The organism is Qipengyuania sp. SM2507 (assembly GCF_053714505.1).
In genome coordinates this window covers 1,561,096-1,582,415 of sequence record NZ_CM132307.1, presented here as the reverse complement: position 1 = coordinate 1,582,415, position 21,320 = coordinate 1,561,096, and the positions used below count along the sequence as shown (strand labels likewise).

Sequence of the window (21,320 nt, the reverse complement as noted above, 5' to 3'; positions counted from 1 at the left end):
TCAGCGCTCCCTGGGGAAAATCGGCCACTGGTTTTGCGCCAGCGCGGTGCGGCTGGGCGCCTCGGCATCGGCCTGGCGCAGATACATCCAGTAATTGCGCATCACGATTGCGACATAGGATCGCGTTTCCCAATAGGGGACCGATTCCATCCAGGTCAGCGGGTCGCCCTGGTCGCGCACTTCGCTGTTCCAGCGCGTCACAGGGGTCAGCCCGGCGTTGTAGGCCGCCATCACCTTGGGCAGATAGCCCTGCGTCGCGCCCGACTGGCTGAGCGCCTCGAGCGCGCGCTGGCCGAAGGCGAGGTTGGTGGCGGGTTCCTTGAGATCGGCAGTCGCGGCGTTGAGATTGATCGAGCTGGCGTATTCGCGCGCCGCGATCGGGCGGATCTGCATCAGCCCGATGGCATTGGCGGGGCTCACCACCCGCTCGCGGAAGTTCGATTCCTGCAGCGCATGCGCGAAGGCGAGCGCGGGATCGACCTGCCACCCGCCGCGCGGTGTCTGGTAGGTCACCGGCCAGCGCAGCGGCGGCGGGGCGGCGGTCCCGGCGGGCGCGTTGTAGGCCATGAAGCTCTGCGCCGCGGGGAGGCCGAGCGCGCGCGCGAGCCTGGTCAGTGGCGCGAATTCGCTCGGGTCGCCGATTCGCGCCTGGTGGACCAGCGCGTCGGAAGCCTGGTCGCGGCGACCGATTTCGGCGAGCATCACCGCCAGTCGGGCGGCCTGATCGTCGTTCAATTGCCGCCAGTCCGCGGCGGTGAGATCGGGGCGGGTGTGATCGCCGGGCAGCACCTGTCCCAGCTGTTCGCGTGCCAGCATGCCGTAAAGGGTCTCGGTGAAACGCGCCGCGCCGCGCAATTGCTCGCTCGCCTGTTCAGGCTCGCGGCAGCGGATCAGCGCGCGGCTGGCCCAGTAATGCGCCGCCGAGGTCAGCTCGGGGTCGGTCGATCCGGTGGCGGCGCTGCCGAACCCTTGTCCGGCGGTGGCGCAATCGCCCAGCCGCCAGGCGGCGAGGCCGACGACCCAATCGCCCTCGGCAATCCAGGGGCCGCTTCCCTCCGCCACGGTGCGCGCCTGCGCCAGCGCCTCGGCATCGCGGTTTTCGATGTAATAGCTCCACGCCACCCGCTGGCGCCATTCGGCGCGTGCCTGCGGCGACAGCGATGCGTCGATCCCGTCGAGCAGCAACCGCGCGCCATCGGGGTCGTCATTGGTGATTCGGTCGAGGATCGCGCTGCTGACGCTGCCCGGCATGGTCCCGTCGGAGATCGAGCGCGGCAGCGTCCGCCGGGTGAGGCCGGGCTGGCTGCGCAGCTCGCGGCTGCGCGGCAGGGCAGGTGTTTCGACCAGCCCGCGCGTCGCTGCCAGCCGGGCGATCTGCTCCGCCTGCGGCAGATCGGGGTAGCGCGCGAGCCAGGCCGAAAGCCGTTCGACCGGGATCCTCGGGCTTTCGGGATGGAGGAAATATTCGGCCAGCGCCGCGCCGTGGAGCGGACCATCGCCGCGCTCTCCGAGCAGGATCTCCGCGCGGTCCCAATTGCGCGCATCGATCGCCTCGAACAGCGAGGCGTAATAGAGCCGGTCCTCGGTCGACAGCAACGTGGGCAGCGCGGCCGACTTGCCTTGCGAGAAATAGGCGATGCTCGCCTCGTTGGCCTGCGCCGGTCCGGCGAGACCGGCGGCGACCCCGGCGCCCAACCACCCGAGCGCGAGGATAAGGGTCTTACGCATGGGCGCTCCACTCGAGCCAGTTGGTCCAGAATTGCTTGCGATGGCCCGGCATCCGCGCCAGCCGGTCGAGCCGCGGCGCGAGCATCAGCGGAATGCTGCGATCGCCGAGCTGCAGCGCGGGCGAGGGCTCGCCGCTCTGCGCCAGCAACGGCGCCAACCCGCGCCCGAACACCATCAGGCGCTGCGGCGCGGCCAGTTCGATATGATGGCGAGTCAAATCGCCCAACCCACGCGCGGCCAGCGCGGTCCAGTCGGGGAGCGGAGCCGGGCGGGGGAGTGCGCTGGCGCAATAGGTCTCGTGTTCCGCCAATCCCATAGCGCGCAGGATTGCGCCGAGCAGCCGGCCCTGCGGCCCGCTCATCAGCTGTTCGTCATCCTCGGGATCGGGCTGGGCGACCAGCAGCATGAGCTTCGCGCCTTGCGGCCCGCGCGGGGCCACCCGCCCCGCAGGGCCGCGCTCGTCGAGGCCCGGCTCGGTAAGCCAGAACTGACGGAAAGTCTCGAGATCGCTCGGGTATTGCGCCGCCGCGCCGCCGACCCGCGCGCCGCTGTCGCTTTCGAGCGCGCGCTGGATCGCGCTGCGCTGCGGCGGAGCCTTCACGACGGGTTCGACGTCTGGTGCCGGTGCCGCCTCGGTGGCCTCCGCCTGCGCCAGCCAGTCGGTCGGCTCGTCGCCGAAGGTGCAGTCCACGCCCGCTTCGCGCCACCAGGCGAGGGCGCCGGCGAGCGCCTCCCGGCTCGAAAAATCCTGCGATGGCTTTGCGGTCATGGTCATCCTGCGTTCTGGCAGGGTCTTGACCTGTCGCGCCCCGCCAATCAAGGCAGGGCCAAGCGCAATGCGACGAAAAGAGAGACTTATGAGTGAACGTGAATCGATGCCCTGCGACGTCGTCATCATCGGCGGCGGTGTGGCGGGCCTGGCAGCGGCGATCCGGCTCAAGCAGCTGAACGAGGAACTCGAGGTCGTGGTGCTCGAAAAGGGCAGCGAGATCGGCGCGCATGTGCTCTCGGGCGCGGTCGTCGATCCCAAGGCGCTCGACGAGCTGCTGCCGCAATGGCGCGAAATGGATTGCCCGATGGCGCAGACCCCGGTGACCGACAATTGGCACTGGGTGATGAGCAAGACCGGCAAACGGGACCTGCCGCATCTGATGATGCCGCCCTTCATGTCGAACGATGGCAATTACACCGGTTCGCTGGGCAATCTGTCGCGCTGGCTGGCCGAGCAGGCCGAGGGCCTTGGCGTGATGGTGTTTCCCGGCTTCCCGGCCTCCGAAGTGCTGTTCGACGACAGCGGCGCGGTTGCGGGCGTGCTCACGCAGGACATGGGTATCGCCGAGGATGGCTCGCACAAGCCCGATTACCAGCCGGGGATGGAAATCCAGGCCAAATACACGCTCTTCGCCGAAGGTGTGCGCGGCAACCTCACCAAGAAGATGAAGGCGCGCTTCGATCTGGAAGCCGATTGCCAGCCGCAGGTCTACGGCCTCGGGGTCAAGGAATTGTGGGATATCGATCCCGCCAAGCACGTTCCGGGCCGGGTGATCCATACGCAAGGGTGGCCGCTGTCCGAAAGCCACAGCTGGGGCGGCGGGTTCATCTACCACCAGGCCGATGGCCAGGTCGCGCTCGGCTTCGTCACCGCGCTGGATTACGCCAACCCCTATGTCTCGCCCTATCAGGAATTCCAGCGCTGGAAGCACCACCCCCAGATCGCCGAGCTGCTCGAAGGCGGCAAGCGCGTCGCCTATGGCGCGCGCGCGATCAACGAGGGCGGCTGGCAGTCGGTACCCAAACTGGCCTTCCCGGGCGGCGCGCTGATCGGCTGCGCCGCGGGCTTCGTCAACGTGCCCCGGATCAAGGGCAGCCACACCGCGATGAAGAGCGGGATGCTCGCCGCCGAAAGCATTGCCACGGCAATCGCGGCGGGCCTGGAAAAGACCGAGCTGGCCGAATACGACGCCGCGGTCCGCTCGAGCTGGATCGCCGACGAGCTCAAGAAGGTGAAGAACGCGCAGCCCGCGGTCGCCAAATACGGCTCCGATATCGGGACAATCCTCGCCGGTGCCGACATGTGGATGCGCACGCTCAAGATCGGTCTGCCGATCACGATGAAGCACGAGCCGGATCACACCCATCTGCAGCGCGCCGATCTCTACAAGCCGATCGACTACCCCAAGTCCGACGGCGTGCTGAGCTTCGACCGGCTCACCAATGTGGCCTTCAGCTACACCAACCATGCCGAGAACCAGCCGGTCCACCTCAAGGTTTGCGACATGGAATTGCAGCGGGAGAGCGAGCTCGGCGTCTATGGCGGTCCCTCGACCCGCTATTGCCCCGCCGGGGTTTACGAATGGGTGATCGAGGAGGGCAAGGAACCCAAGTTCGTGATAAACTCGCAGAACTGCGTCCACTGCAAGACCTGCGATATCAAGGACCCGAACCAGAATATCGAATGGGTGACGCCCGAAGGCGGCGGCGGGCCGAACTATCCGAACATGTGAGGGGGCGCGCCGGCCCTTGGAAAATTCGTCATCGCGAGCGAACGAAGGTCGCGCGGCGATCCATGTCCGGCCATGGATTGCTTCGGTCCGCTCGCAATGGCGAACTGAGGCGGTGACCACGATGCGCGAAACCGCCTATGCCAAGATCAACCTAGCGCTGCACGTTCGCGCGCGGCGGGAGGACGGCTACCACGAGCTCGAGACGCTGTTCGCCTTCGTCGATGCCGGCGATGTGCTGACCGCGCGCGCTTCCGACACCGACACGTTACAGCAGCACGGCGAATTCGCCGGCGAGCTCGGCACGCCGTTTGGCAATCTGGTGAGCCGCGCGCTGGGCGTGCTGCCGCGCTCGGGCGGGCTCGCCATCCAGCTCGAGAAGAACCTGCCGGTCGCTGCGGGGCTGGGCGGTGGCTCGGCGGATGCCGGGGCGGTGTTCCGGATCGTGCGCGAACAATTCGGCCTGCCCGACGACTGGCGGACGCGTGCTGCGAAGCTCGGGGCCGATGTCCCCGCCTGCGTCGAAAGCCGGACCTGCATCGGGCGCGGGACGGGAACCGAACTTGAGCCGCTGGAGGATGGCAGCCTCGCCGGTGTCCATGTGCTGCTGGTCAATCCGCGCGTTCCGCTTTCTACCGGACCGGTGTTCAAGGCCTGGGACGGCACGGATCGGGGCGCTTTGCCGAGCGGTTCGGCGCGCGAGATCGCGCTGGCGGGGCGCAACGATCTGGAGCTGCCCGCCATCGGGCTGTGCCCGGTCATTGCCGAGGTGCTTGCCGCGCTCGACGGAACCGCGCCCCTGCTGGCCCGTATGTCCGGTTCCGGCGCGACCTGCTTTGCGCTTTACGACGCCCGCGAAGCCCGCGACGCCGCCGCCGAGGCCATCACGGGAGCGCATGGCGAATGGTGGCAGATGCAAGGGGTGCTGAGATGATCGACGACAAGCCGTTTCGCCAGGTCGGGCAGGCGGGGCCGCACGGGCTGCTGTGCCTCGCCGATCATGCCTCCAATTTCGTCCCAGAGGAGATCGATCTCGGCATCGATCCCGCGCTGCTCGACGACCATATCGCCATCGATATCGGGGTCGGCGGGCTGGCCGACCGGCTGGCGCGCCGGCATGGCATTCCGGCGCATATCGCCTGCGTCAGCCGTCTGGTCTGCGATTTCCATCGCCGCGAGGACGAGGCTGCCGTCGTCCCCACCGAGAGCGACGGCTATCTCATTCCCGGCAATATCGGTGCCGATCTCGAGCGGCGCCTGGCGACCTATCACCGGCCCTATCATACCGCTCTGGGTGGCTTCATCGACGCAATTGCCCCGCGGCTGTTGCTGGCGCTGCACAGCTTCACCCCAACGCTCGCCTCGCGCGAGGAGGAGCGGCCGTGGGAAGTCGCGCTGCTCTACAATCAGGATGACAGCGCCGCGCGGCATGCGATCCGGCTGTTCTCCGAGCAGGGCCTGACCGTCGGCGACAACCAGCCCTATTCGGGCAAGCAGCTCAACGCGACGATGGACCGCCATGCCGAAGCGAACGGCATTCCCTATCTCACCATCGAGGTGCGGCAGGACCAGATCGCCAGTGAAGCGGGTCAGGCGCGTTGGGCGTCGATGATCGCAGATGTCGCCGGGCGGACCCTGCTCGCGCTTGAGGCGCAATAAGAAGGTCTTTCTTCCGCTTAGCTTGAATTATCGCGTCGCCGGGGCGATGGCAGGCGTGATATTCTTTCAGCGCCGGAGCCTTCATGACCGCGACATTCGACAAATCCCGCCTTCCCAGCCGCCATGTCTCGGTTGGTCCTGCGCGCGCGCCGCACCGCTCCTATTATTACGCGATGGGGCTCTCCGAGGAGGAGATCGCGCGCCCCTTCGTCGGCATCGCCAGCGCCGGCAACGACAGCGCGCCGTGCAACACCACGCTCGATCCGCAGGCTAACATCTGCCGCAAGGGCGTGGAGGAGGGCGGCGGCATGCCGCGGCGCTTCAACACCATCACCGTCACCGACGGGATCGCGATGGGGCACCAGGGGATGAAGAGCTCGCTGGTCAGCCGCGAGGTCATCGCCGATTCGGTCGAGCTCTCGGTGCGCGGCCATTGCTACGATGCGCTGGTCGGCTTCGCGGGCTGCGACAAAAGCCTGCCGGGAATGATGATGGCGATGCTGCGGCTCAACGTGCCATCGATCTTCGTCTATGGCGGGTCGATCCTGCCCGGCACCTACAAGGGCCATGATGTCACCGTGGTCGATGTGTTCGAGGCGGTCGGGCAATACGAGGCGGGCAATTGCCCGCTGCAGGAGCTCATCGCGCTCGAAAAGGTCGCCTGTCCGGGGCACGGTGCCTGCGGCGGCCAGTTCACCGCCAACACCATGGCCTGCGTCGGCGAGGCGATCGGTTTGTCCTTGCCGAACAGCAACATGACACCCGCCCCTTACAAATCGCGCGAGGAAATCGCGATGGCGGCAGGGCGTCAGGTGATGGCGCTGCTGACACGCAATCTGCGACCGCGCGACATCTGCACCCGCGCCGCCTTCGAGAATGCCGCGCGCGTGGTTGCGGCCACCGGCGGCTCGACCAACGCCGCGCTCCATCTCCCCGCGATGGCGCATGAGGCGGGGATCGCCTTCGACCTGTTCGATGTCGCCGAGATATTCAAGTCGACGCCCTATATCGCCGATCTCAAGCCCGGCGGGCGCTATGTCGCCAAGGACATGCACGAGGCAGGCGGGGTCTATATGGCGATGAAGACGCTGCTCGATGGCGGGTTCATCGATCCCGAGCCGATGACCGTCACCGGCAAGACGCTGGGCGAGAATATCGAGGAGGTCACCTGGAACCCCGACCAGAAGGTGTTCTTCGCCTTCTCCGACCCGATCACCCCCACCGGCGGGGTCGTGGGGCTCAGGGGTTCGCTCGCGCCCGAAGGGGGCATCGTCAAGGTCGCGGGCATGGCGCGGCTGCAGTTCACCGGCCCGGCGCGCTGCTTCGATTGCGAGGAGGACGCCTTTGCCGCGGTCGAGGCGCGAGATATCGCCGAGGGGAGCGTGATTGTCATCCGCTACGAAGGCCCCAGGGGCGGGCCGGGGATGCGCGAGATGCTCTCCACCACCGCCGCGCTCTACGGGCAGGGGATGGGCGAGAAGGTCGCGCTGATTACCGACGGGCGCTTTTCGGGCGCGACGCGCGGCTTCTGCATCGGCCACGTCGGGCCCGAGGCGGCGGAAGGCGGCCCGATCGCGCTGGTCGAGGATGGCGACACCATCGCGATCGACGCCGAAGCGGGCACGATCGATCTGCTCGTGGATGCCGCGATACTGGACGAGCGGCGCAAGGCGTGGCAGCCGCGCGCCCATGATTACCAATCCGGAGCCTTGTGGCGCTATGCCCAGAATGTCGGACCCGCGCGCGACGGTGCGGTCACCCATCCCGGCGGGGCGAGCGAGACGCATATGTTCGCCGATATCTAGCGCGATCCTGCTCGCGTTCGCGCTGGCGGCCTGTTCCGAGGTGCAGGAACAGGCGGGCGAGGGCGCGACCGCGGTCGATTGCGCGGTCGGGCCGGGCGCCGAGATGGGCGCGGACTGCATGGTCGAGCGCGAAGCAGACACGCTGGTCATCCGTCATCCCGACGGCAGCTTTCGCCGTTTGAACGCCGATGACCTGAGTGCGGCGGACGGTTCGGATGCGACGCAAGTTCTCGCCGATGGGGAAACGGTAGAAATCCGGGTGGCCGGCAATCGCTACCGCTGGCCGGCAGGGGCCCTAGACAATGTCCAGTGATGCGGTCCTGACCGTCGAAGCGATGCGCGCCGCCGAGGGCGCGGCGATGGCGGCGGGCACCAGCGAATGGGAGCTGATGCAGCGCGCCGGGCAGGGCGCGGCGGACTATGTCTGGCGGATCGCCGCAGGGCGCAGTGTGACCGTGCTGTGCGGGCCGGGCAACAATGGCGGCGATGGCTATGTCATCGCCGAGATTTTGCGGACGCGCGGGCTCGACGTGGCCGTGGTCGCGCCGGTGGAGCCGGGGACCAAGACCGCCGCAATCGCGCGCGACAGCTATCGAGGCGCCGTGCAGCAGTACGTCGCAGACCTTGCCAACCCGATCATGGTCGATTGCCTGTTCGGCTACGGCCTCTCTCGCGCGCTCGACGGCGTCTTTGCCGAAGTCCTTGTCGAGGCTGCAGCCTCGCACCCCTATCGCATTGCGGTCGATGTCCCCAGCGGCGTCCTGAGCGACAGCGGGGCGCTGCTGGGCGAGGTACCGGATTTCGACCTGACGCTGGCGCTGGGCGCGTGGAAGCAGGCGCATTTCCTCATGCCAGCACTCGCAGTGATGGGGGCCAAGCGGCTGGTGCCGATCGGGCTCGATCTCGCGGACGATGCAGCACGCCTCGCACCGCGCCCCGCGCTGACGCAGCCCCCCGCCGATGCGCACAAATACAAGCGCGGCCTGCTCGCCATCGTCGCGGGCGCCATGCCCGGCGCGGCGATGCTGGCCGCGCAGGCGGCGCTGCGCAGCGGGGCGGGCTATGTGAAGCTGCTGAGCGACCATTCGCATCCCGACGCCCCCGCCGAACTGGTGATCGAGGCAGGCGACCTCGCCGAGCGCCTCTCCGACGAACGTATCGGCGCGCTGCTGGTCGGTCCCGGGCTGGGCCGCGACGAGGAGGCGCGCCGACGGCTCTGCGCGGCGATCGAGACGCGCGAGCCATGCGTGCTCGATGCCGATGCGCTGCACCTGCTCGACCCCGACCTGCTCGAAGGCTGCGATTCTGCGCGCCTGTTGGTCACCCCGCACGAGGGCGAGCTTGCCAGACTGTGCGACGCCTTCGGTGTCGAGGTCGAGGGCAAGCTCGACCGCGCCCGTGCACTGCACGAGTCCACCGGCCTCGCGGTGCTTGCCAAGGGTCCCGACACTATCCTGTTCGGCGACAAGGGCTTGCGCTTCTTCCCGCAAGCCTCGAGCTGGCTCTCGGTCGCGGGAACGGGCGATGTCCTCGCCGGGATCGCCGCCGCGCGGCTGGCCACGCATGGCGATCCCGCGCTCGCCGCCGAGGAAGCCGTCTATCTGCACCGCGACGCCGCCGCGATCGCTGCCCCAGCCTTCACCGCCGGACAGCTCGCCGAGTCCGTCCAGCCCGCATTGGAGCGCTTCCTGTGAGCGACACCGACACCATCCTCCGCATCGCCGCGAAGGGCGACGGGGTCACCGCGGATGGCCGCCATGCCGCGGGTGCCGCGCCCGGCGATATTCTCCTGCCCGACGGAACGCTGCAGCCCGGTCCGCACCGGGTGGCGCCGCCCTGCCGCCATTTCGCGCGCTGCGGCGGTTGCCAGCTGCAGCATTGCGACGAAACGGCGCTGCGCGATTTCGTCACCGACCGCGTGGCGCACGGGGCGCAGGGGCAGGGGCTCGCCATCGGCGAATTGCTCCCGACCTATCTCTCGCCCCCGCACAGCCGTCGGCGCGCGACGCTTCACGGGCTGCGGACGCATAAATTCATGCTCGGGTTCCGCGAGGCGCGCTCGCATCGCCTCGTCGATATCGCCGAATGTCCGGTGATGCGCCCCGAACTGTTCGCCATGGTCGCTCCCTTGCGCAAGCTGCTCGCCACCATGGCGGGGCGCAATCCGGTCGATGCCTCGCTGACGCTGACCGACCAGGGTATCGACTGCCTGCTGTCGGGGATCGAACTTGATGGTCTGGGGCCGACCGAGGCGCTGCTCGATTTCGCGCGCGACCAGGGCCTCGCGCGGCTGACGCTCGACCTTGGCTATGGCGCCGAAGCGATGTGGGAACCCGAGCCGGTGACGATCACGCTCTCGGGGGTGCCGGTGCCGTTTCCCGCCGCGGGCTTTCTCCAGCCGACCGCCGATGGCGAGGCGGTGCTGGTCGAGGACGCGGTGAACTATCTAGAGGGTAGCAAGGTTATCGCCGATCTGTTCGCCGGGCTGGGCACCTTCGCCTTCGCGCTGGCCCCGCGCGCGCAGGCGGTCGCGGTCGAGGCGGCGCGCGAGGCGCATCTGGCGTGCAAGCTCGCCGCCGGGCGGTCGCGGCTGCCGGTCGAGGCGCAGCATCGCGATCTGTTCCGCAACCCGCTGCAGCCCGACGAGCTGGCCCGTTTCGATGCGGTGCTGCTCGACCCGCCGCGTGCGGGTGCGCGCGAACAGGTGGCGGCGATCGCGGCCAGCAGCGTCGCGCGGGTCGCCTATGTCAGCTGCAATCCCTCGAGCTGGGCGCGCGACGCCAAGACGCTGGTGGAAGCCGGGTTTCGGCTGGAGAAACTGCGCCCGGTTGGGCAGTTCCGCTGGTCGACCCATGTCGAGCTGACCAGCCTGTTCACCCGCTAGCCGCCCGCCGCTAGCCTCGGAGCGCGCCGAGAACCTGTTCGCGCAGCCATTGCCGCGCATGGGGTTCGACATAGGCATGGCCCGCTCCCGGACAGCGCGCGATCCGCGGGTCTTCGGGCCAGTTTTCCGCAAAAACCTGCGCGGTGCGATCGGCCTCGGCGAGCAGGATGCGCACCGGCCCGTCGAAGCGTTCGAGCCCTGCGCGCATTTCCGCCGCGAGCGTGCTTTGCGCTGCTTTCGGTCCGGCGGCCTTGGCAATCCCGCGCAGGAGCTTGCCCAGATCGACCTTGCCCGACAGCAGCCGCACAATTTCGCGCGGGTTCTTGAGCTTGGCGAGATAGCGCGCACGGATCGCGGAGGCGGGCGGGGTGGCGTCTTTGGGCGTTTCCTCGCCCGTCTCCTCGATGGTCCAGGGATTGCTGAGCACCAGCGCATCGCAGCGCGCGCCGCCCGCGAGCATCAGCGCCGAGGCGGCATCGCAATTGCCCATCCCGACCACCCGGCCAAGCTGCGGCGTCATCGCCCGGAAGGCCGCGAGCGCGGCGGCGATATCCTCGCCCTCGTGGCGAAAGCCGCGGTTGGGGCCCTCGCTGTCGCCGGTCCCGCGACGGTCGAAGCGGAACACGGGGAAGCCCGCGCGCGCGATCTCGGCGGCGAAGCGCGCCTGCCCGGCAAAAGCGCCGCTGCGGATCTCGTTGCCGCCGCTGACCAGCAGCAGGCCCGAGGTCCCGGGCGCGGTGTCGAGCGTACCCGCCAGCGTCGCGCCCTGGCAGTTGAAGGTCAGCGCCAGCCGGCTCACGAGCCCGGCATCCCGGCTGCGACGATGCGCGCCAGCGCCTCGGCTTGCTGCGGGTCGTTGTCGGGTTCGGCGCGCAGCCACAGCGGAGAACCGCCCAGCTCGACTTGCTCGACAATCCGCGTGTCGGGCCCGATCGTGGGCTCGGCCGCTTCGAGCTCGCGGATCATCGCCGCGCCAAGCTGCCAACCGGCGAGTTCCAGACCCTCTTCGCGGCCTTGCACCAGCAGCGTCTCGGCCTTTTCCTCGCTTCCGGCCTCGCGTGCGGCGATGGTCCGGGCGCGCAGCATCGCCCGCAGCAGCGGCTTGCCCTGTGCGGGGGCATAGAGAAAAGCGGGGGTGTGCGGCGGGGCCAGCAGCGCGCCGCCGCGAATGGCGAGTACATGGCTACAGCGGAACAGCGTCAAGGCTTCGCGCGCCGCCTCGCGCCAGAGCGTCAGGCTCTGGCTTTCGAGCGGGGCGACGCTCTCGTTGCATCCGGGCAGGTCGGGAAGGAAGCTGTCCACCCCCGCCTCGTCGAGTTTGCGCATGGTTTCAACGCATTGGTGGCGGGTCTTGTTATGTTCGTCGAACAGCGGGGGCAGCACCAGCAGGCGTGGCTCGCGCGCCCTGTCGAACCGCAGCACGATTTCCTCGGCCCGCTTCCCCGGTGGGAAAGACGGGCGCCAGGAATCGTAGAGCGCCAAGCTCAGGCCTCGACCGATTTGGCCTCGGCGAAGGCGAGCAACCCGCCATAGGTCTCGAGCATCTCGCCATCGACATCCTCGTCCTCGATGACGATGTCGAGCCGGTCTTCCATCTCGGTGAGGAGACCCGCCACCGCCATGGAATCGAGCTCGGGCAGATGGCCGAACAGCCCTGTATCGCCGTCGAATTCCTCGACCTGCGCCTCGTCCAGACCCAGCACATCGCGCAGGATCGCGCGCAGCACAGTGTCGATCTGGCTGCGGCTTGGCGCGGTGGCATCGGTCGAAAGGGCGGTCTGGCCGGGCATGAATGACGCTTTCGTGCGATTTACGGGCGTGGGGCTTACGGGCGTGGCGTTTGCAGGCGGTGCGGCTTAACCGCGTCGCAGGTGCGAGGCAAGCCGGTCGGCAAGCTTGCTTGCGAGCAGGCGCCAGGCGGCGGGCTGGAGGGGATCGATACAGGTGAGCCGGTAGCGGGGGCGCTCGCGCTCCATCCAGTCGCGCTTGTAGCCATCCCCGCCGGTGCCGAAATCGACCAGCGATACTTTGTCGACATCGATGACATGCTCGAACAGCGCGGCGCTCAGCGTGGTGCCAGCGGAGAGCTTAGCGTGGTCCTCGTCGTAGGCGAGCTTGTGGATGAAGGCGGTGCCGTGCTCCACGGTCCAGAACTGCGCCGCGACCGGTACGCCCTCGTGCCGAGCGACGCCCAGCCGCAGATGGCCCTGCTCGCCCTCACTGCGTGCGAAGGCCTCGAGCAGATCGGCGTCCTTTTCCTCGGTCTTCCAGCTTCGATTGTAGATATCGACATAGGCCTGCCAGGCATCGGCGTCGAACCGTGTGAGGATCTCGACCTTGACCTTCTTGGCCTTGCGCTTGAGCGTGGTCCGCATCGGCCCGGGGCGCTGCGCCCAATAGGCGGCGAAATCGCGCTGGCCGACCTCGAGCACATGGTTGGTGTCACGCGGCTCGAGCCGGGTGAGCCAGCCCGCCTTGCGAAAGGCGGTGCGTAGCCGCGTGGCGCTGCCGTCCTCCTCGGGAAGGTAGTCCAGCATGAGGCAGGGTGCCTGGCTACGAAGGTCCTTGGCGATGGCGCGCAGCAGGGCATCGCCTTCATGGCCCGGCTCGGCGAGCGGGCGCCAGGCGAAGGCGAACCAGTGGTGGAGCGATTGGAGCCCGCTCCCGGTCCGGGCCAGCGGCAGCGCGGCGACCTTGCCTTCATACTCTGCCATGGCGACAAGCGGGCACTTGCCGAATTGCGCCAGCAGGCCGTACCAATCGGAGCGATCGAACGGGCTGCGGGCCAGCTGGTCGAGGACTTGCAGTTTGCTAACGGTATCGTGATAGCTGACTGTCACGTCACTCGTCATCGCCGTCATCGTTGCCGCCGTCATTGCATCCTCCAGGAGCATCCATGCCCATAGCGCCAGACCCCGTGCCCCGGCCACTGGATAGTCTTGTCGAACAGGGTGAATCCGACGCCCCGGCGCTGGTGCTACGCACGCATACGCTTAGCTATGCAGGGTTAAGAGAGCGTGTCGCGCTGCTCGCGGGCTGGCTGGCGAGCCGCGCAAGGCCCGGCGATAGGGTGGCGTCCTGGGCGGCCAAGGGCGAGCTGACCTGCCTGCTCCCGCTGGCCGCAGCGCGCGCTGGAATGGTGCATGTGCCGATCAACCCGCTGCTCAAACATTCCCAGGCGGCGCATATCCTTGCCGACAGCGGGGCGGTGCTGTTGATCGGGACCGGCGCACGGCTCAAGTCACTCGAATCGGACGATGCGCCTTCGGGTTGCGCGTTGGTCGAGGAGGGCGAAGCGTGGAGCAGTGCAGAGACCATGGCCTCGCTCTTGGCCCCTTCGCCCCGCGATCCGCAGGAGCTGGCGGCGATCCTCTACACCAGCGGGTCGACCGGCCTGCCCAAAGGGGTGATGCTCAGCCACGCCAATATGTGGCTCGGCGCGGCCAGCGTGGCGGATTACCTCGGGCTGGCGCCGGATGATGTGACGCTGGCGGTGCTGCCGTTGTCCTTCGACTATGGCCAGAGCCAGCTGCTTGCCACCTGGTATGCCGGTGGGTCGGTGGTGCCGCTGGATTACCTCTTCCCGCGCGATGTGGCCAAGGCCTGCGCCCAGCATGGCATCACGACTTTGGCAGCGGTCCCACCGCTCTGGGTCCAGCTCACCGAGGCCGAGTGGGCCGGCGAAGCCACTCGCACCATGCGCCGGCTGACAAACAGCGGCGGCGCGTTGACCGCCGATCTGGTCCGCGACCTGCGCGCGCTGTTCCCCGCCGCGCGGCTGTTCCCGATGTACGGGCTGACCGAGGCCTTCCGCTCGACCTATCTCGCACCGGAACTGGTCGATGCGCATCCGACCTCGATGGGCCGTGCGATCCCCTTCGCCGAAATCCTAGTGATCACCGACGAGGGCAAGGTCGCTGCGACCGGTGAAGAGGGCGAGCTGGTCCATTGCGGTCCGCTGGTGGCGCAGGGCTATTGGCAGGATGCCGAGCGCACCGCAGAGCGGTTCAAGCCGGCGCCCGCGGCGAGCGAATACGGCGGCATGGCCGTCTGGTCGGGCGACCGGGTGCGGCGCGGTGCCGATGGACTGCTCTATTTCGTCGGCCGCCGCGATGCGATGATCAAGAGCGCGGGCAACCGCATCAGCCCGCAGGAGGTCGAGGATGCGGCGCTGGCGACCGGGCTGGTGGCGGAAGCGATCGCGCTGGGGGTGCCCGACGAGCGGCTGGGGCAGGCGGTCCATCTGGTGGTGCGGGCTTCAATGGCAAGCTCACAAGATAATGACAGCCTTTCCAAGGCTTTGGCGAAGGAACTTCCCAACTTCATGCAACCCCAAACGATCCACTGGCGCGAGACCATGCCCACCAATCCCAACGGCAAACTCGACCGCGCCGCGCTGGCGCGCGAGCTCGGCGTATGAACGGCAAGCCCAAACCCGTCGGGCCCATCCCCGCCGGTTACGAAACGCGCGATGGCGAACTGTTTATCGGCGGACGCACCGCAGACGACTGGGTCGAGCAGGCAGGCCGCACGCCGCTGTTCCTCTATTCGCAAACCCTGCTCGAGCAACGCATGGCCGATCTGCGCGCCGCCATGCCGGACCGACTGCGCATCAATTACGCCATCAAGGCCAACAGTTTCGAGCCGGTTTTGACGCTGATGTCGACGCTGGTCGACGGACTCGACATCGCCTCGGGTGGCGAACTGGCGCTGGTCCAGCAGGCCGGGATCGACACCGCGCGGGTCAGTTTTGCCGGGCCCGGCAAGCGAGATAGCGAGCTTGAGGCGGCGGTCGCGGCGGGGGTCACGCTCAATCTCGAAAGCGAGGGCGAGGCCGCGCGGGCGCTGGCGATTGCCGACAGGCTCGGGATCACCCCGCGGCTCGCAATCCGGGTGAACCCCGATTTCGAGCTCAAGGGTTCGGGAATGAAGATGGGCGGCGGTGCCAAGCCCTTCGGGGTCGACGCCGAACGCGTGCCGGCGCTGGCGCGCCAGGTGATCGCGGCCGGGGCCGACTGGCGGGGCTTGCACATCTTCACCGGCAGCCAGGCGCTCGATGCCGAGGCGCTGATCGAGACGCAGGGCAATGTCCTCGACCTCGCCGACCGGATCGCCCGCGAGGCGGATGTCGCCATGCCCAAGCTCAACATGGGCGGCGGGTTCGGCATTCCCTATTTCCACGGCGACCGACCGCTCGATCTCGCCCGCGTCGGCGAAGCGCTCGCCGAGCGGTTTGCCGCTCTCCCGGGCAGCCTCGCGGACGCCGAACTCTATATCGAACTCGGTCGCTATCTCGTCGGCGAGGCGGGAGTCTATCTGACCCGCATCGTCGATCGCAAGGTGAGCCATGGCGAGACCTATCTGGTCACCGATGGCGGGCTGCATCACCAGCTCGCCGCCTCCGGCAATTTCGGCACCGTGGTGCGGCGCAATTATCCGGTCGCCGTGGCCGCGCGCTTCGATGCCCCGCCCGAGGAGATCGCCAGCGTGGTGGGCTGCCTGTGCACCCCGCTCGACCGGCTCGCGGATCGCGCCGAGTTGCCGCGCGCCGAGGTCGGGGATCTCGTTGCGGTGTTCTGCGCCGGCGCCTATGGTGCCAGCGCTTCTCCGAGCGCTTTCCTGGGCCAGGGACCGGCAATGGAACTGCTCGTCTGACCCTGTCCCGAAATGCAACAGGGGCATCGAATCGGCGGAGCGCCGTGGGTTGACCGTCAAGGCTAACGGTCTGTTCACCTTTTTTCTGCATTAGGTTGGCTGAAATTTGGGGGCAATGGGTCTGCATCTGCAGCCCACGATTGCTCCGAAGCGGCCAAGGGACAGTATTTCATGCGCAAAATTCGCGTTTCCACTTCTATCGCGAGCTGCGCGGTCGCAGCGCTGGCTCTGGCGGGTTGCGCGGGTTCCGGCGGCACCGAACTGCCGCCCGCCACCTTCGTCGCGCTCCAGGAGGGCCCGGGCGAGCAATATGTCATCGGCCCGCTCGACAATCTCACCATCCACGTCTGGCGCAATCCGGAACTGGGGGCCGAGAAGATCCAGGTCCGTCCCGATGGCCGGATCACCATTCCGCTGGTCAAGGACATGCCCGCGGTCGGCAAGACCCCCTCGATGCTGGAAGAGGATATCCGCCTCCAGCTGTCGCAATATATCGAGGACCCGCTGGTTTCGGTGATCGTCAACGAATTCGCGGGCACCTTCAGCCAGCAGGTCCGCATCGTCGGCGCCACCGAAAAACCCGCCTCGATCCCCTACCGCGCGAACATGACCGTGCTCGACGCGATGATCGCGGTCGGCGGGCTCAATGATTTCGCTGCCGGCAACCGCGCCAAGCTGATCCGCTTCGACAAACAGGCCGGGCGCCAGCGCGAATATTCGCTGCGGCTGACCGACCTGCTGCGCCGCGGCGACAGCGATGCGAATGTGATGCTGCGCGCGGGCGATGTGATCATCATCCCCGAATCGGCTTTCTGAGGGCGCGTCCGCTATGAACGAGGTCTTCGACGAACTGCGCGCGGCGCTCTACCAGGTCTGGAACCGGCGCTGGGTTGCGCTGGGCGTGGCCTGGGGCGTCTGCGTGCTCGGCTGGCTGGTGGTGGCGCTGATCCCCAACAGCTACGAAAGTCGTGCGCGGATCTATGTGCAGGTCGACGACGTCCTCTCGCAGCAGCTCGAGATCTCCGGCGACGGGAAGAAGGAGCTGGTTCGCGTCCGCCAGACCCTGGCCAGCGCGGTCAATCTCGAAAAGGTCGTCCGCGCCACCAAGCTGGGCGAGGATATCACCACCGATTCCGAAATTCAGGGCGCGGTCACCAGCCTGACCGAAAACGTCATCGTCAAGGGCGAGCAGGACAATCTGTTCGAAGTCAGCGCGACCATCGGCAAGAGCGACCTGAGCGACGCGGAGAACGCCAAGCTCTCACAGGACGTGGTCGCGAAGCTGCTCGACATCTTCCGCGAGGAGAACATCTCGGGCAATCGCGGCGAGGTCGCCGATACGCTGGTGTTCCTCGATCGCCAGCTCGAAGAGCGCAAGCAGGAACTCGAGGCCGCCGAGCAGCGCCGCCTGGCTTTCGAAGCGCAATACCCTGAACTGATCGGCGGGACCGGCACGGTTTCGACCCGGCTGCAGACGCTGCGCACCGAAATGCGCGGCGTCGATGGCGATATCGCCGCAGCGCAGAGCGCGCTGGCCGCGATCAACGGTCAGATCGCGGGCACGCCGCGCAGCATCCAGATGCCCGGTTCGGGCGCTGGCGGAGCGCGCGGCGCGCTGATCCAGGCGCAGTCGCAGCTTGCCGCGATGCGTTCGCGCGGGCTGACCGACAGCCATCCCGATATCCAGTCGACCCAGCGCCAGATCGGACTGCTCGAACGGCAGGCGGCAAACGAGGGCGATGGCGCCTATGGCCAGCCCAACCCCGCCTATACCTCGCTGATCTCTATCCGCGCCGAACGTCAGGCCAATGTCCAGGCGCTGAGCGCGCGCAAGGCCGCGTTGCAGGCCGATATGTCGGGCATGATCGCCTCGCAGGCGCAGGAACCCGAGGTCGCCGCCGAAGCCAATCGCATCTCGCGCGATTACGAGGTGCTCAAGACCAAATATGACGAGCTGCTGAGGGACCGCGAGGAAATGCGCCTGCGCGGCCAGGTTCAGACCGAGCGCAGCGCCTTCCAGTTCGAGGTGGTCGATCCGCCGACGATCCCGCGCAAACCCGCGGCGCCCAACCGCCCGATCCTGTTGATCGGGGTGCTGTTCGTGGGCCTTGCTGCGGGCGCAGGCGCGGCCTTCGTGCTTGGCCAGTTGAAATCCGCTTTCTCGACCGCCGACCGGCTCGAGCGGGCGCTCGACCTGCCGGTGGTGGGCACGATCTCGCGCTCCATGACCAAGGCGCGCGAAGCACATGCGCGCAAGCGTTTCAAGCAATTCGCCGCCGGTGCCGGCGCGCTCGGCGGGGTCTGTATCCTGCTGCTCGCGGTCGAGTTTATCCAGGTCGGAACGGTGGCGTGAGAGGATTGTGAGCGTGAACAAGCCGATCAACATCGTGCCTCCCGGCGACGGGAAGGAAGAGGACGACAAGCCGCAGAAGAGCTCGCTGTTCGAGCGCGCCAGCGGTGCCTTCGGCCTCGACCGGCTGCTCCCCGCAACGGTTCCGGCCAAGCTGCCGCAGGGTAAGGCAGTGCGCATGCCCAAGCCGGCGAAGCGCGCCGACGAAGTCCACGATGCCGAGCCGAACCCGGATTCGGCCGCAACCCGGTCGCAGCCGCCGGTGGTCATCGAGGCCGACGCCCGCCCGCCGCGCCAGCGCGAGGTCGGCGGCCGCAAGGTCGAGTTTACCGGCAAACTGCATCCGATCTCCCGTGCGCATCTGCGCGAGCAGGGGATGATCGATCCCGATCTGGGCTCCAGCGGGCTGGTCGAGGAATTCCGCATCGTCAAACGCCAGGTGCTGGCGACCGCCGAGGCCGATGGCACCGCGAAATCGCGTCGCGTGCTGATCTGCTCGCCGCATCCGGGCGAGGGCAAGACCTTCTGCGCCACTAATCTCGCCATCGCGCTGGCGGGCGAGCGCCAGTCCGAAGTGCTGCTGGTCGATGCCGATTTCGGCAAGCCTTCGATCATGAAGACCTTCGGGCTCGATCCCGCTCCCGGGCTGATGGACGCGCTGCGCGATCCGACCATCCAGGTCGAAAACCTCGTCGTGGGGACCGACATTCCCGGTCTGTGGATCCTGCCCGCAGGCGAACGCAGCGGCTCGGATGCCGAATATCTCGCCAGCGAGCGGACCTGGGAAGTGCTGAACCGCCTCACCCGCGGCGCGCACGACCGGATCGTCATTTTCGACAGCCCGCCCGCGCTGGCGGCTTCGCCCGCGGCCGAGCTGGCCAAGCATTGCGGCCAGGCGCTGCTGGTCGCACGCGCCGATTCCACCGCACGCGCGGCGCTCGAGGACGCGATCGACCTGCTCTCGGGCTGTGCCGACATCCGCATGCTGCTCAACGATGCGACCTTCAGCCCGAGCGGGCGCAAGTTCGGCAAATATTACGGTTACGGGGAGACGGCATCATGAAGACCCGCTTCATCGCCAGCCTGTCGGCCGGTTGCGCGCTGGTCGCGCCGTTGCCGCTCATGGCGCAAAGCTATCAGGGCCGCGACGCGCAGGCCGAGTCCGGATCGTCGGAGGAATCCGAGGGGCGGACCGGCCCGGCAGGACGACGGCTCACGGTCCAACCCTACATTGAAGCCTCCCAGATCTTCACCGCGCAGCTGTCGCCCTTCGACGATGTGCTGACCTACACCCAGGTCGCTGCCGGGGTCGATGCGTCCTACATCGGGCGCAATAACGGCGCCTCGGTCTCGCTGCGCTACGAGCACAATTTCGGCTATGGCGATGCCAGCGACAGCGACACCATCAGCGGGATCGCGCGCGGCTACACCACCATCGTGCCGCAGGTGCTGACGCTCGAAGCCGGCGCGCTGGCGAGCCGCACCACCGTCACCAGCAGCGGCTCGAACGTCTTTGCCAGCCAGAACAATCTCGACAATTCCACCCAGACCTATTCGGCCTATGTCGGCCCGAACCTTTCGACCGAGATCGACCGCGTCGATGTGACCGGCAATTACCGCCTCGGCTATACGCGCGTCGATTCGCCCAATTTCGTTGCTGCGGGCGGGGCTCCCGCCGATGTCTTCGACGAGAGCGTAACGCACAGCGCGCAGCTGCGCGCCGGTACCCAGCCTGGCGAATACCTCCCCGTCGGGATCGGCGTGGGCGGCGGCTATTTCCGCGAGGATGTCGACAATCTCGACCAGCGGGTGGTGGATTCCTACCTCCGCGGCGATGTCACGGTGCCGATCACTCCCACGCTCGCGGTCGTCGCAGGCGTTGGCTACGAGGATGTCGAAGTGTCGAGCCGCGATGCCTTGCGCGATGCCGCGGGCAATCCCGTCATCGGCCCCGACGGCCGGCTGGTCACCGATGAGGCCGGCCCGCGCCAGATCGCCTTCGAGGCCAGCGGGCTGATCTGGGATGTCGGCGTGTTGTGGCGCCCGAGCCAGCGCACGTCGCTCTCGGCGGTCTATGGCCGTCGCTACGACAGCGACACTTATTACGGCAATTTCAGCTGGCAGGCGAGCCGCAACTCCAGCGTCGGCGTCAACGTCTATGACACCATCACCGGCTTCGGCGGACGGCTGAACAATTCGCTCGCCGCGCTGCCGACCGATTTCGAGGTCGTCCGCGATCCGATCAGCGGCGCGATCGTCGGTTGCGTCAACTCGGTGAGCGGTGCGAGCTGCCTCGACGGGCTGCTCGGTTCGGTGCGCTCGTCGGTGTTCCGCTCGCGCGGGGTCTCGGCCTATTATTCGCGCCAGGTCGGCCGCACCACCGCCGGCATCTCGGCGGGTTACGACCGTCGCACCTATCTCGGCGCGCCGGGCACCGTGCTCGAAGCCTCCGACGGCGTATCCGACGAGAGCCTGTACATCGCCGGCACGGTCAGCGGGCCGATGGGACGCGACGCGGGCTATACCGTCACCACCTACGCCAGCTATATCGACAGCGGCTTCGTCGGGGTGGGCGATGCGCTCGCGCTCGGCAGTTCCGCCGCCTACCGCCGCGACCTGACGCGCAATCTTTCGGCGCGGGTCGCGCTGGCGGTGAACTATCTCGACAGCGAAGTCTCTGCCGAGGACCTCAAGACCGCGTCGGCCCTGGTGGGCCTGCGCTACGGCTTCTGATAGGA

Annotated in this window: 19 protein-coding genes; 13 read left to right on the top strand and 6 right to left on the bottom strand. The window is 67.8% G+C overall.

What is annotated here, in order from left to right; translation table 11 throughout:
- On the bottom strand, positions 1-1,728 hold the full coding sequence (locus ACWIKC_RS07690) for a lytic transglycosylase domain-containing protein (RefSeq protein ID WP_454596927.1): 1,728 nt from the start codon (positions 1,726-1,728) through the stop codon (positions 1-3).
- Positions 1,721-2,497 (bottom strand): hypothetical protein, encoded by a 777-nt coding sequence (locus ACWIKC_RS07685; protein ID WP_454596926.1) that lies wholly within the window; start codon positions 2,495-2,497, stop codon positions 1,721-1,723. Before ACWIKC_RS07685 ends, ACWIKC_RS07690 begins: the two co-directional genes overlap by 8 nt.
- 88 nt (positions 2,498-2,585) lie before the next feature.
- Here ACWIKC_RS07685 and ACWIKC_RS07680 point away from each other — a divergent pair, with 88 nt between their 5' ends.
- From ACWIKC_RS07680 to ACWIKC_RS07650, 7 genes are all read left to right on the top strand, one after another.
- Complete coding sequence (locus ACWIKC_RS07680) at positions 2,586-4,232, top strand: electron transfer flavoprotein-ubiquinone oxidoreductase (protein WP_454596925.1); 1,647 nt, start codon at positions 2,586-2,588, stop codon at positions 4,230-4,232.
- Between the two features lie 121 nt (positions 4,233-4,353).
- On the top strand, positions 4,354-5,163 hold the full coding sequence (locus ACWIKC_RS07675; protein WP_454599464.1) for a 4-(cytidine 5'-diphospho)-2-C-methyl-D-erythritol kinase: 810 nt from the start codon (positions 4,354-4,356) through the stop codon (positions 5,161-5,163).
- Complete coding sequence (locus ACWIKC_RS07670; protein ID WP_454596924.1) at positions 5,160-5,888, top strand: N-formylglutamate amidohydrolase; 729 nt, start codon at positions 5,160-5,162, stop codon at positions 5,886-5,888. The genes ACWIKC_RS07675 and ACWIKC_RS07670 overlap by 4 nt, the downstream gene beginning before the upstream one ends.
- A gap of 83 nt (positions 5,889-5,971) precedes the next feature.
- The gene (gene ilvD / locus ACWIKC_RS07665) at positions 5,972-7,693 is read left to right on the top strand and encodes a dihydroxy-acid dehydratase (RefSeq protein ID WP_454596923.1); all 1,722 of its coding nucleotides are present in this window, start codon (positions 5,972-5,974) and stop codon (positions 7,691-7,693) included.
- 40 nt (positions 7,694-7,733) lie between these two features.
- Positions 7,734-8,006, top strand: coding sequence for a hypothetical protein (locus tag ACWIKC_RS07660; protein WP_454596922.1), 273 nt, complete (start codon positions 7,734-7,736; stop codon positions 8,004-8,006).
- Positions 7,996-9,387, top strand: coding sequence for an NAD(P)H-hydrate dehydratase (locus tag ACWIKC_RS07655; protein ID WP_454596921.1), 1,392 nt, complete (start codon positions 7,996-7,998; stop codon positions 9,385-9,387). Before ACWIKC_RS07660 ends, ACWIKC_RS07655 begins: the two co-directional genes overlap by 11 nt.
- Positions 9,384-10,577 (top strand): class I SAM-dependent RNA methyltransferase, encoded by a 1,194-nt coding sequence (locus ACWIKC_RS07650; protein WP_454596920.1) that lies wholly within the window; start codon positions 9,384-9,386, stop codon positions 10,575-10,577. Before ACWIKC_RS07655 ends, ACWIKC_RS07650 begins: the two co-directional genes overlap by 4 nt.
- 10 nt (positions 10,578-10,587) lie before the next feature.
- Here the strand turns inward: ACWIKC_RS07650 and ACWIKC_RS07645 are convergent, their stop codons facing one another.
- From ACWIKC_RS07645 to ACWIKC_RS07630, 4 genes are all read right to left on the bottom strand, one after another.
- A complete protein-coding gene (locus ACWIKC_RS07645; protein ID WP_454596919.1) occupies positions 10,588-11,376 on the bottom strand; it encodes a hydrolase 1, exosortase A system-associated in 789 nt (262 codons plus the stop codon).
- Positions 11,373-12,059 (bottom strand): hypothetical protein, encoded by a 687-nt coding sequence (locus ACWIKC_RS07640; RefSeq protein ID WP_454596918.1) that lies wholly within the window; start codon positions 12,057-12,059, stop codon positions 11,373-11,375. Before ACWIKC_RS07640 ends, ACWIKC_RS07645 begins: the two co-directional genes overlap by 4 nt.
- Positions 12,060-12,061: 2 nt before the next feature.
- Positions 12,062-12,367 (bottom strand): acyl carrier protein, encoded by a 306-nt coding sequence (locus ACWIKC_RS07635; RefSeq protein WP_454596917.1) that lies wholly within the window; start codon positions 12,365-12,367, stop codon positions 12,062-12,064.
- Between the two features lie 66 nt (positions 12,368-12,433).
- Complete coding sequence (locus ACWIKC_RS07630; protein ID WP_454596916.1) at positions 12,434-13,453, bottom strand: GNAT family N-acetyltransferase; 1,020 nt, start codon at positions 13,451-13,453, stop codon at positions 12,434-12,436.
- 20 nt (positions 13,454-13,473) lie between these two features.
- Between ACWIKC_RS07630 and ACWIKC_RS07625 the strand changes: the two genes are divergently transcribed.
- From ACWIKC_RS07625 to ACWIKC_RS07600, 6 genes are all read left to right on the top strand, one after another.
- The gene (locus ACWIKC_RS07625; RefSeq protein WP_454596915.1) at positions 13,474-14,997 is read left to right on the top strand and encodes an acyl-CoA ligase (AMP-forming), exosortase A system-associated; all 1,524 of its coding nucleotides are present in this window, start codon (positions 13,474-13,476) and stop codon (positions 14,995-14,997) included.
- Positions 14,994-16,232 carry a pyridoxal-dependent decarboxylase, exosortase A system-associated gene (locus ACWIKC_RS07620; RefSeq protein WP_454596914.1) on the top strand — a complete coding sequence of 413 codons (1,239 nt, stop codon included), beginning with the start codon at positions 14,994-14,996 and terminating at the stop codon, positions 16,230-16,232. Before ACWIKC_RS07625 ends, ACWIKC_RS07620 begins: the two co-directional genes overlap by 4 nt.
- Before the next feature lie 171 nt (positions 16,233-16,403).
- Positions 16,404-17,048, top strand: a complete 645-nt coding sequence (locus ACWIKC_RS07615) for an XrtA/PEP-CTERM system exopolysaccharide export protein (protein ID WP_454596913.1) — start codon at positions 16,404-16,406, stop codon at positions 17,046-17,048.
- 13 nt (positions 17,049-17,061) lie between these two features.
- Complete coding sequence (locus ACWIKC_RS07610; protein ID WP_454596912.1) at positions 17,062-18,585, top strand: XrtA system polysaccharide chain length determinant; 1,524 nt, start codon at positions 17,062-17,064, stop codon at positions 18,583-18,585.
- A gap of 13 nt (positions 18,586-18,598) precedes the next feature.
- Positions 18,599-19,645 carry a capsular biosynthesis protein gene (locus tag ACWIKC_RS07605; RefSeq protein WP_454596911.1) on the top strand — a complete coding sequence of 349 codons (1,047 nt, stop codon included), beginning with the start codon at positions 18,599-18,601 and terminating at the stop codon, positions 19,643-19,645.
- A complete protein-coding gene (locus ACWIKC_RS07600; protein WP_454596910.1) occupies positions 19,642-21,315 on the top strand; it encodes a preprotein translocase subunit YajC in 1,674 nt (557 codons plus the stop codon). The genes ACWIKC_RS07605 and ACWIKC_RS07600 overlap by 4 nt, the downstream gene beginning before the upstream one ends.
- The last annotated feature ends 5 nt before the right edge of the window (positions 21,316-21,320 follow it).

Excerpts from the sequence above, each read along its gene's own strand:
- ACWIKC_RS07680 (WP_454596925.1), top strand. The coding sequence starts at position 2,586 with ATGAGTGAACGTGAATCGATGCCCTGCGACGTCGTCATCATCGGCGGC.
- ACWIKC_RS07620 (WP_454596914.1), top strand. The coding sequence starts at position 14,994 with ATGAACGGCAAGCCCAAACCCGTCGGGCCCATCCCCGCCGGTTACGAA.
- ACWIKC_RS07670 (WP_454596924.1), top strand. The coding sequence starts at position 5,160 with ATGATCGACGACAAGCCGTTTCGCCAGGTCGGGCAGGCGGGGCCGCAC.
- ACWIKC_RS07600 (WP_454596910.1), top strand. The coding sequence starts at position 19,642 with ATGAAGACCCGCTTCATCGCCAGCCTGTCGGCCGGTTGCGCGCTGGTC.
- ACWIKC_RS07655 (WP_454596921.1), top strand. The coding sequence starts at position 7,996 with ATGTCCAGTGATGCGGTCCTGACCGTCGAAGCGATGCGCGCCGCCGAG.
- ACWIKC_RS07610 (WP_454596912.1), top strand. The coding sequence starts at position 17,062 with ATGAACGAGGTCTTCGACGAACTGCGCGCGGCGCTCTACCAGGTCTGG.
- ACWIKC_RS07685 (WP_454596926.1), bottom strand. The coding sequence starts at position 2,497 with ATGACCGCAAAGCCATCGCAGGATTTTTCGAGCCGGGAGGCGCTCGCC.
- ACWIKC_RS07690 (WP_454596927.1), bottom strand. The coding sequence starts at position 1,728 with ATGCGTAAGACCCTTATCCTCGCGCTCGGGTGGTTGGGCGCCGGGGTC.
- ACWIKC_RS07615 (WP_454596913.1), top strand. The coding sequence starts at position 16,404 with ATGCGCAAAATTCGCGTTTCCACTTCTATCGCGAGCTGCGCGGTCGCA.
- ACWIKC_RS07625 (WP_454596915.1), top strand. The coding sequence starts at position 13,474 with ATGCCCATAGCGCCAGACCCCGTGCCCCGGCCACTGGATAGTCTTGTC.
- ACWIKC_RS07675 (WP_454599464.1), top strand. The coding sequence starts at position 4,354 with ATGCGCGAAACCGCCTATGCCAAGATCAACCTAGCGCTGCACGTTCGC.
- ACWIKC_RS07635 (WP_454596917.1), bottom strand. The coding sequence starts at position 12,367 with ATGCCCGGCCAGACCGCCCTTTCGACCGATGCCACCGCGCCAAGCCGC.
- ilvD (WP_454596923.1), top strand. The coding sequence starts at position 5,972 with ATGACCGCGACATTCGACAAATCCCGCCTTCCCAGCCGCCATGTCTCG.
- ACWIKC_RS07630 (WP_454596916.1), bottom strand. The coding sequence starts at position 13,453 with ATGACGGCGGCAACGATGACGGCGATGACGAGTGACGTGACAGTCAGC.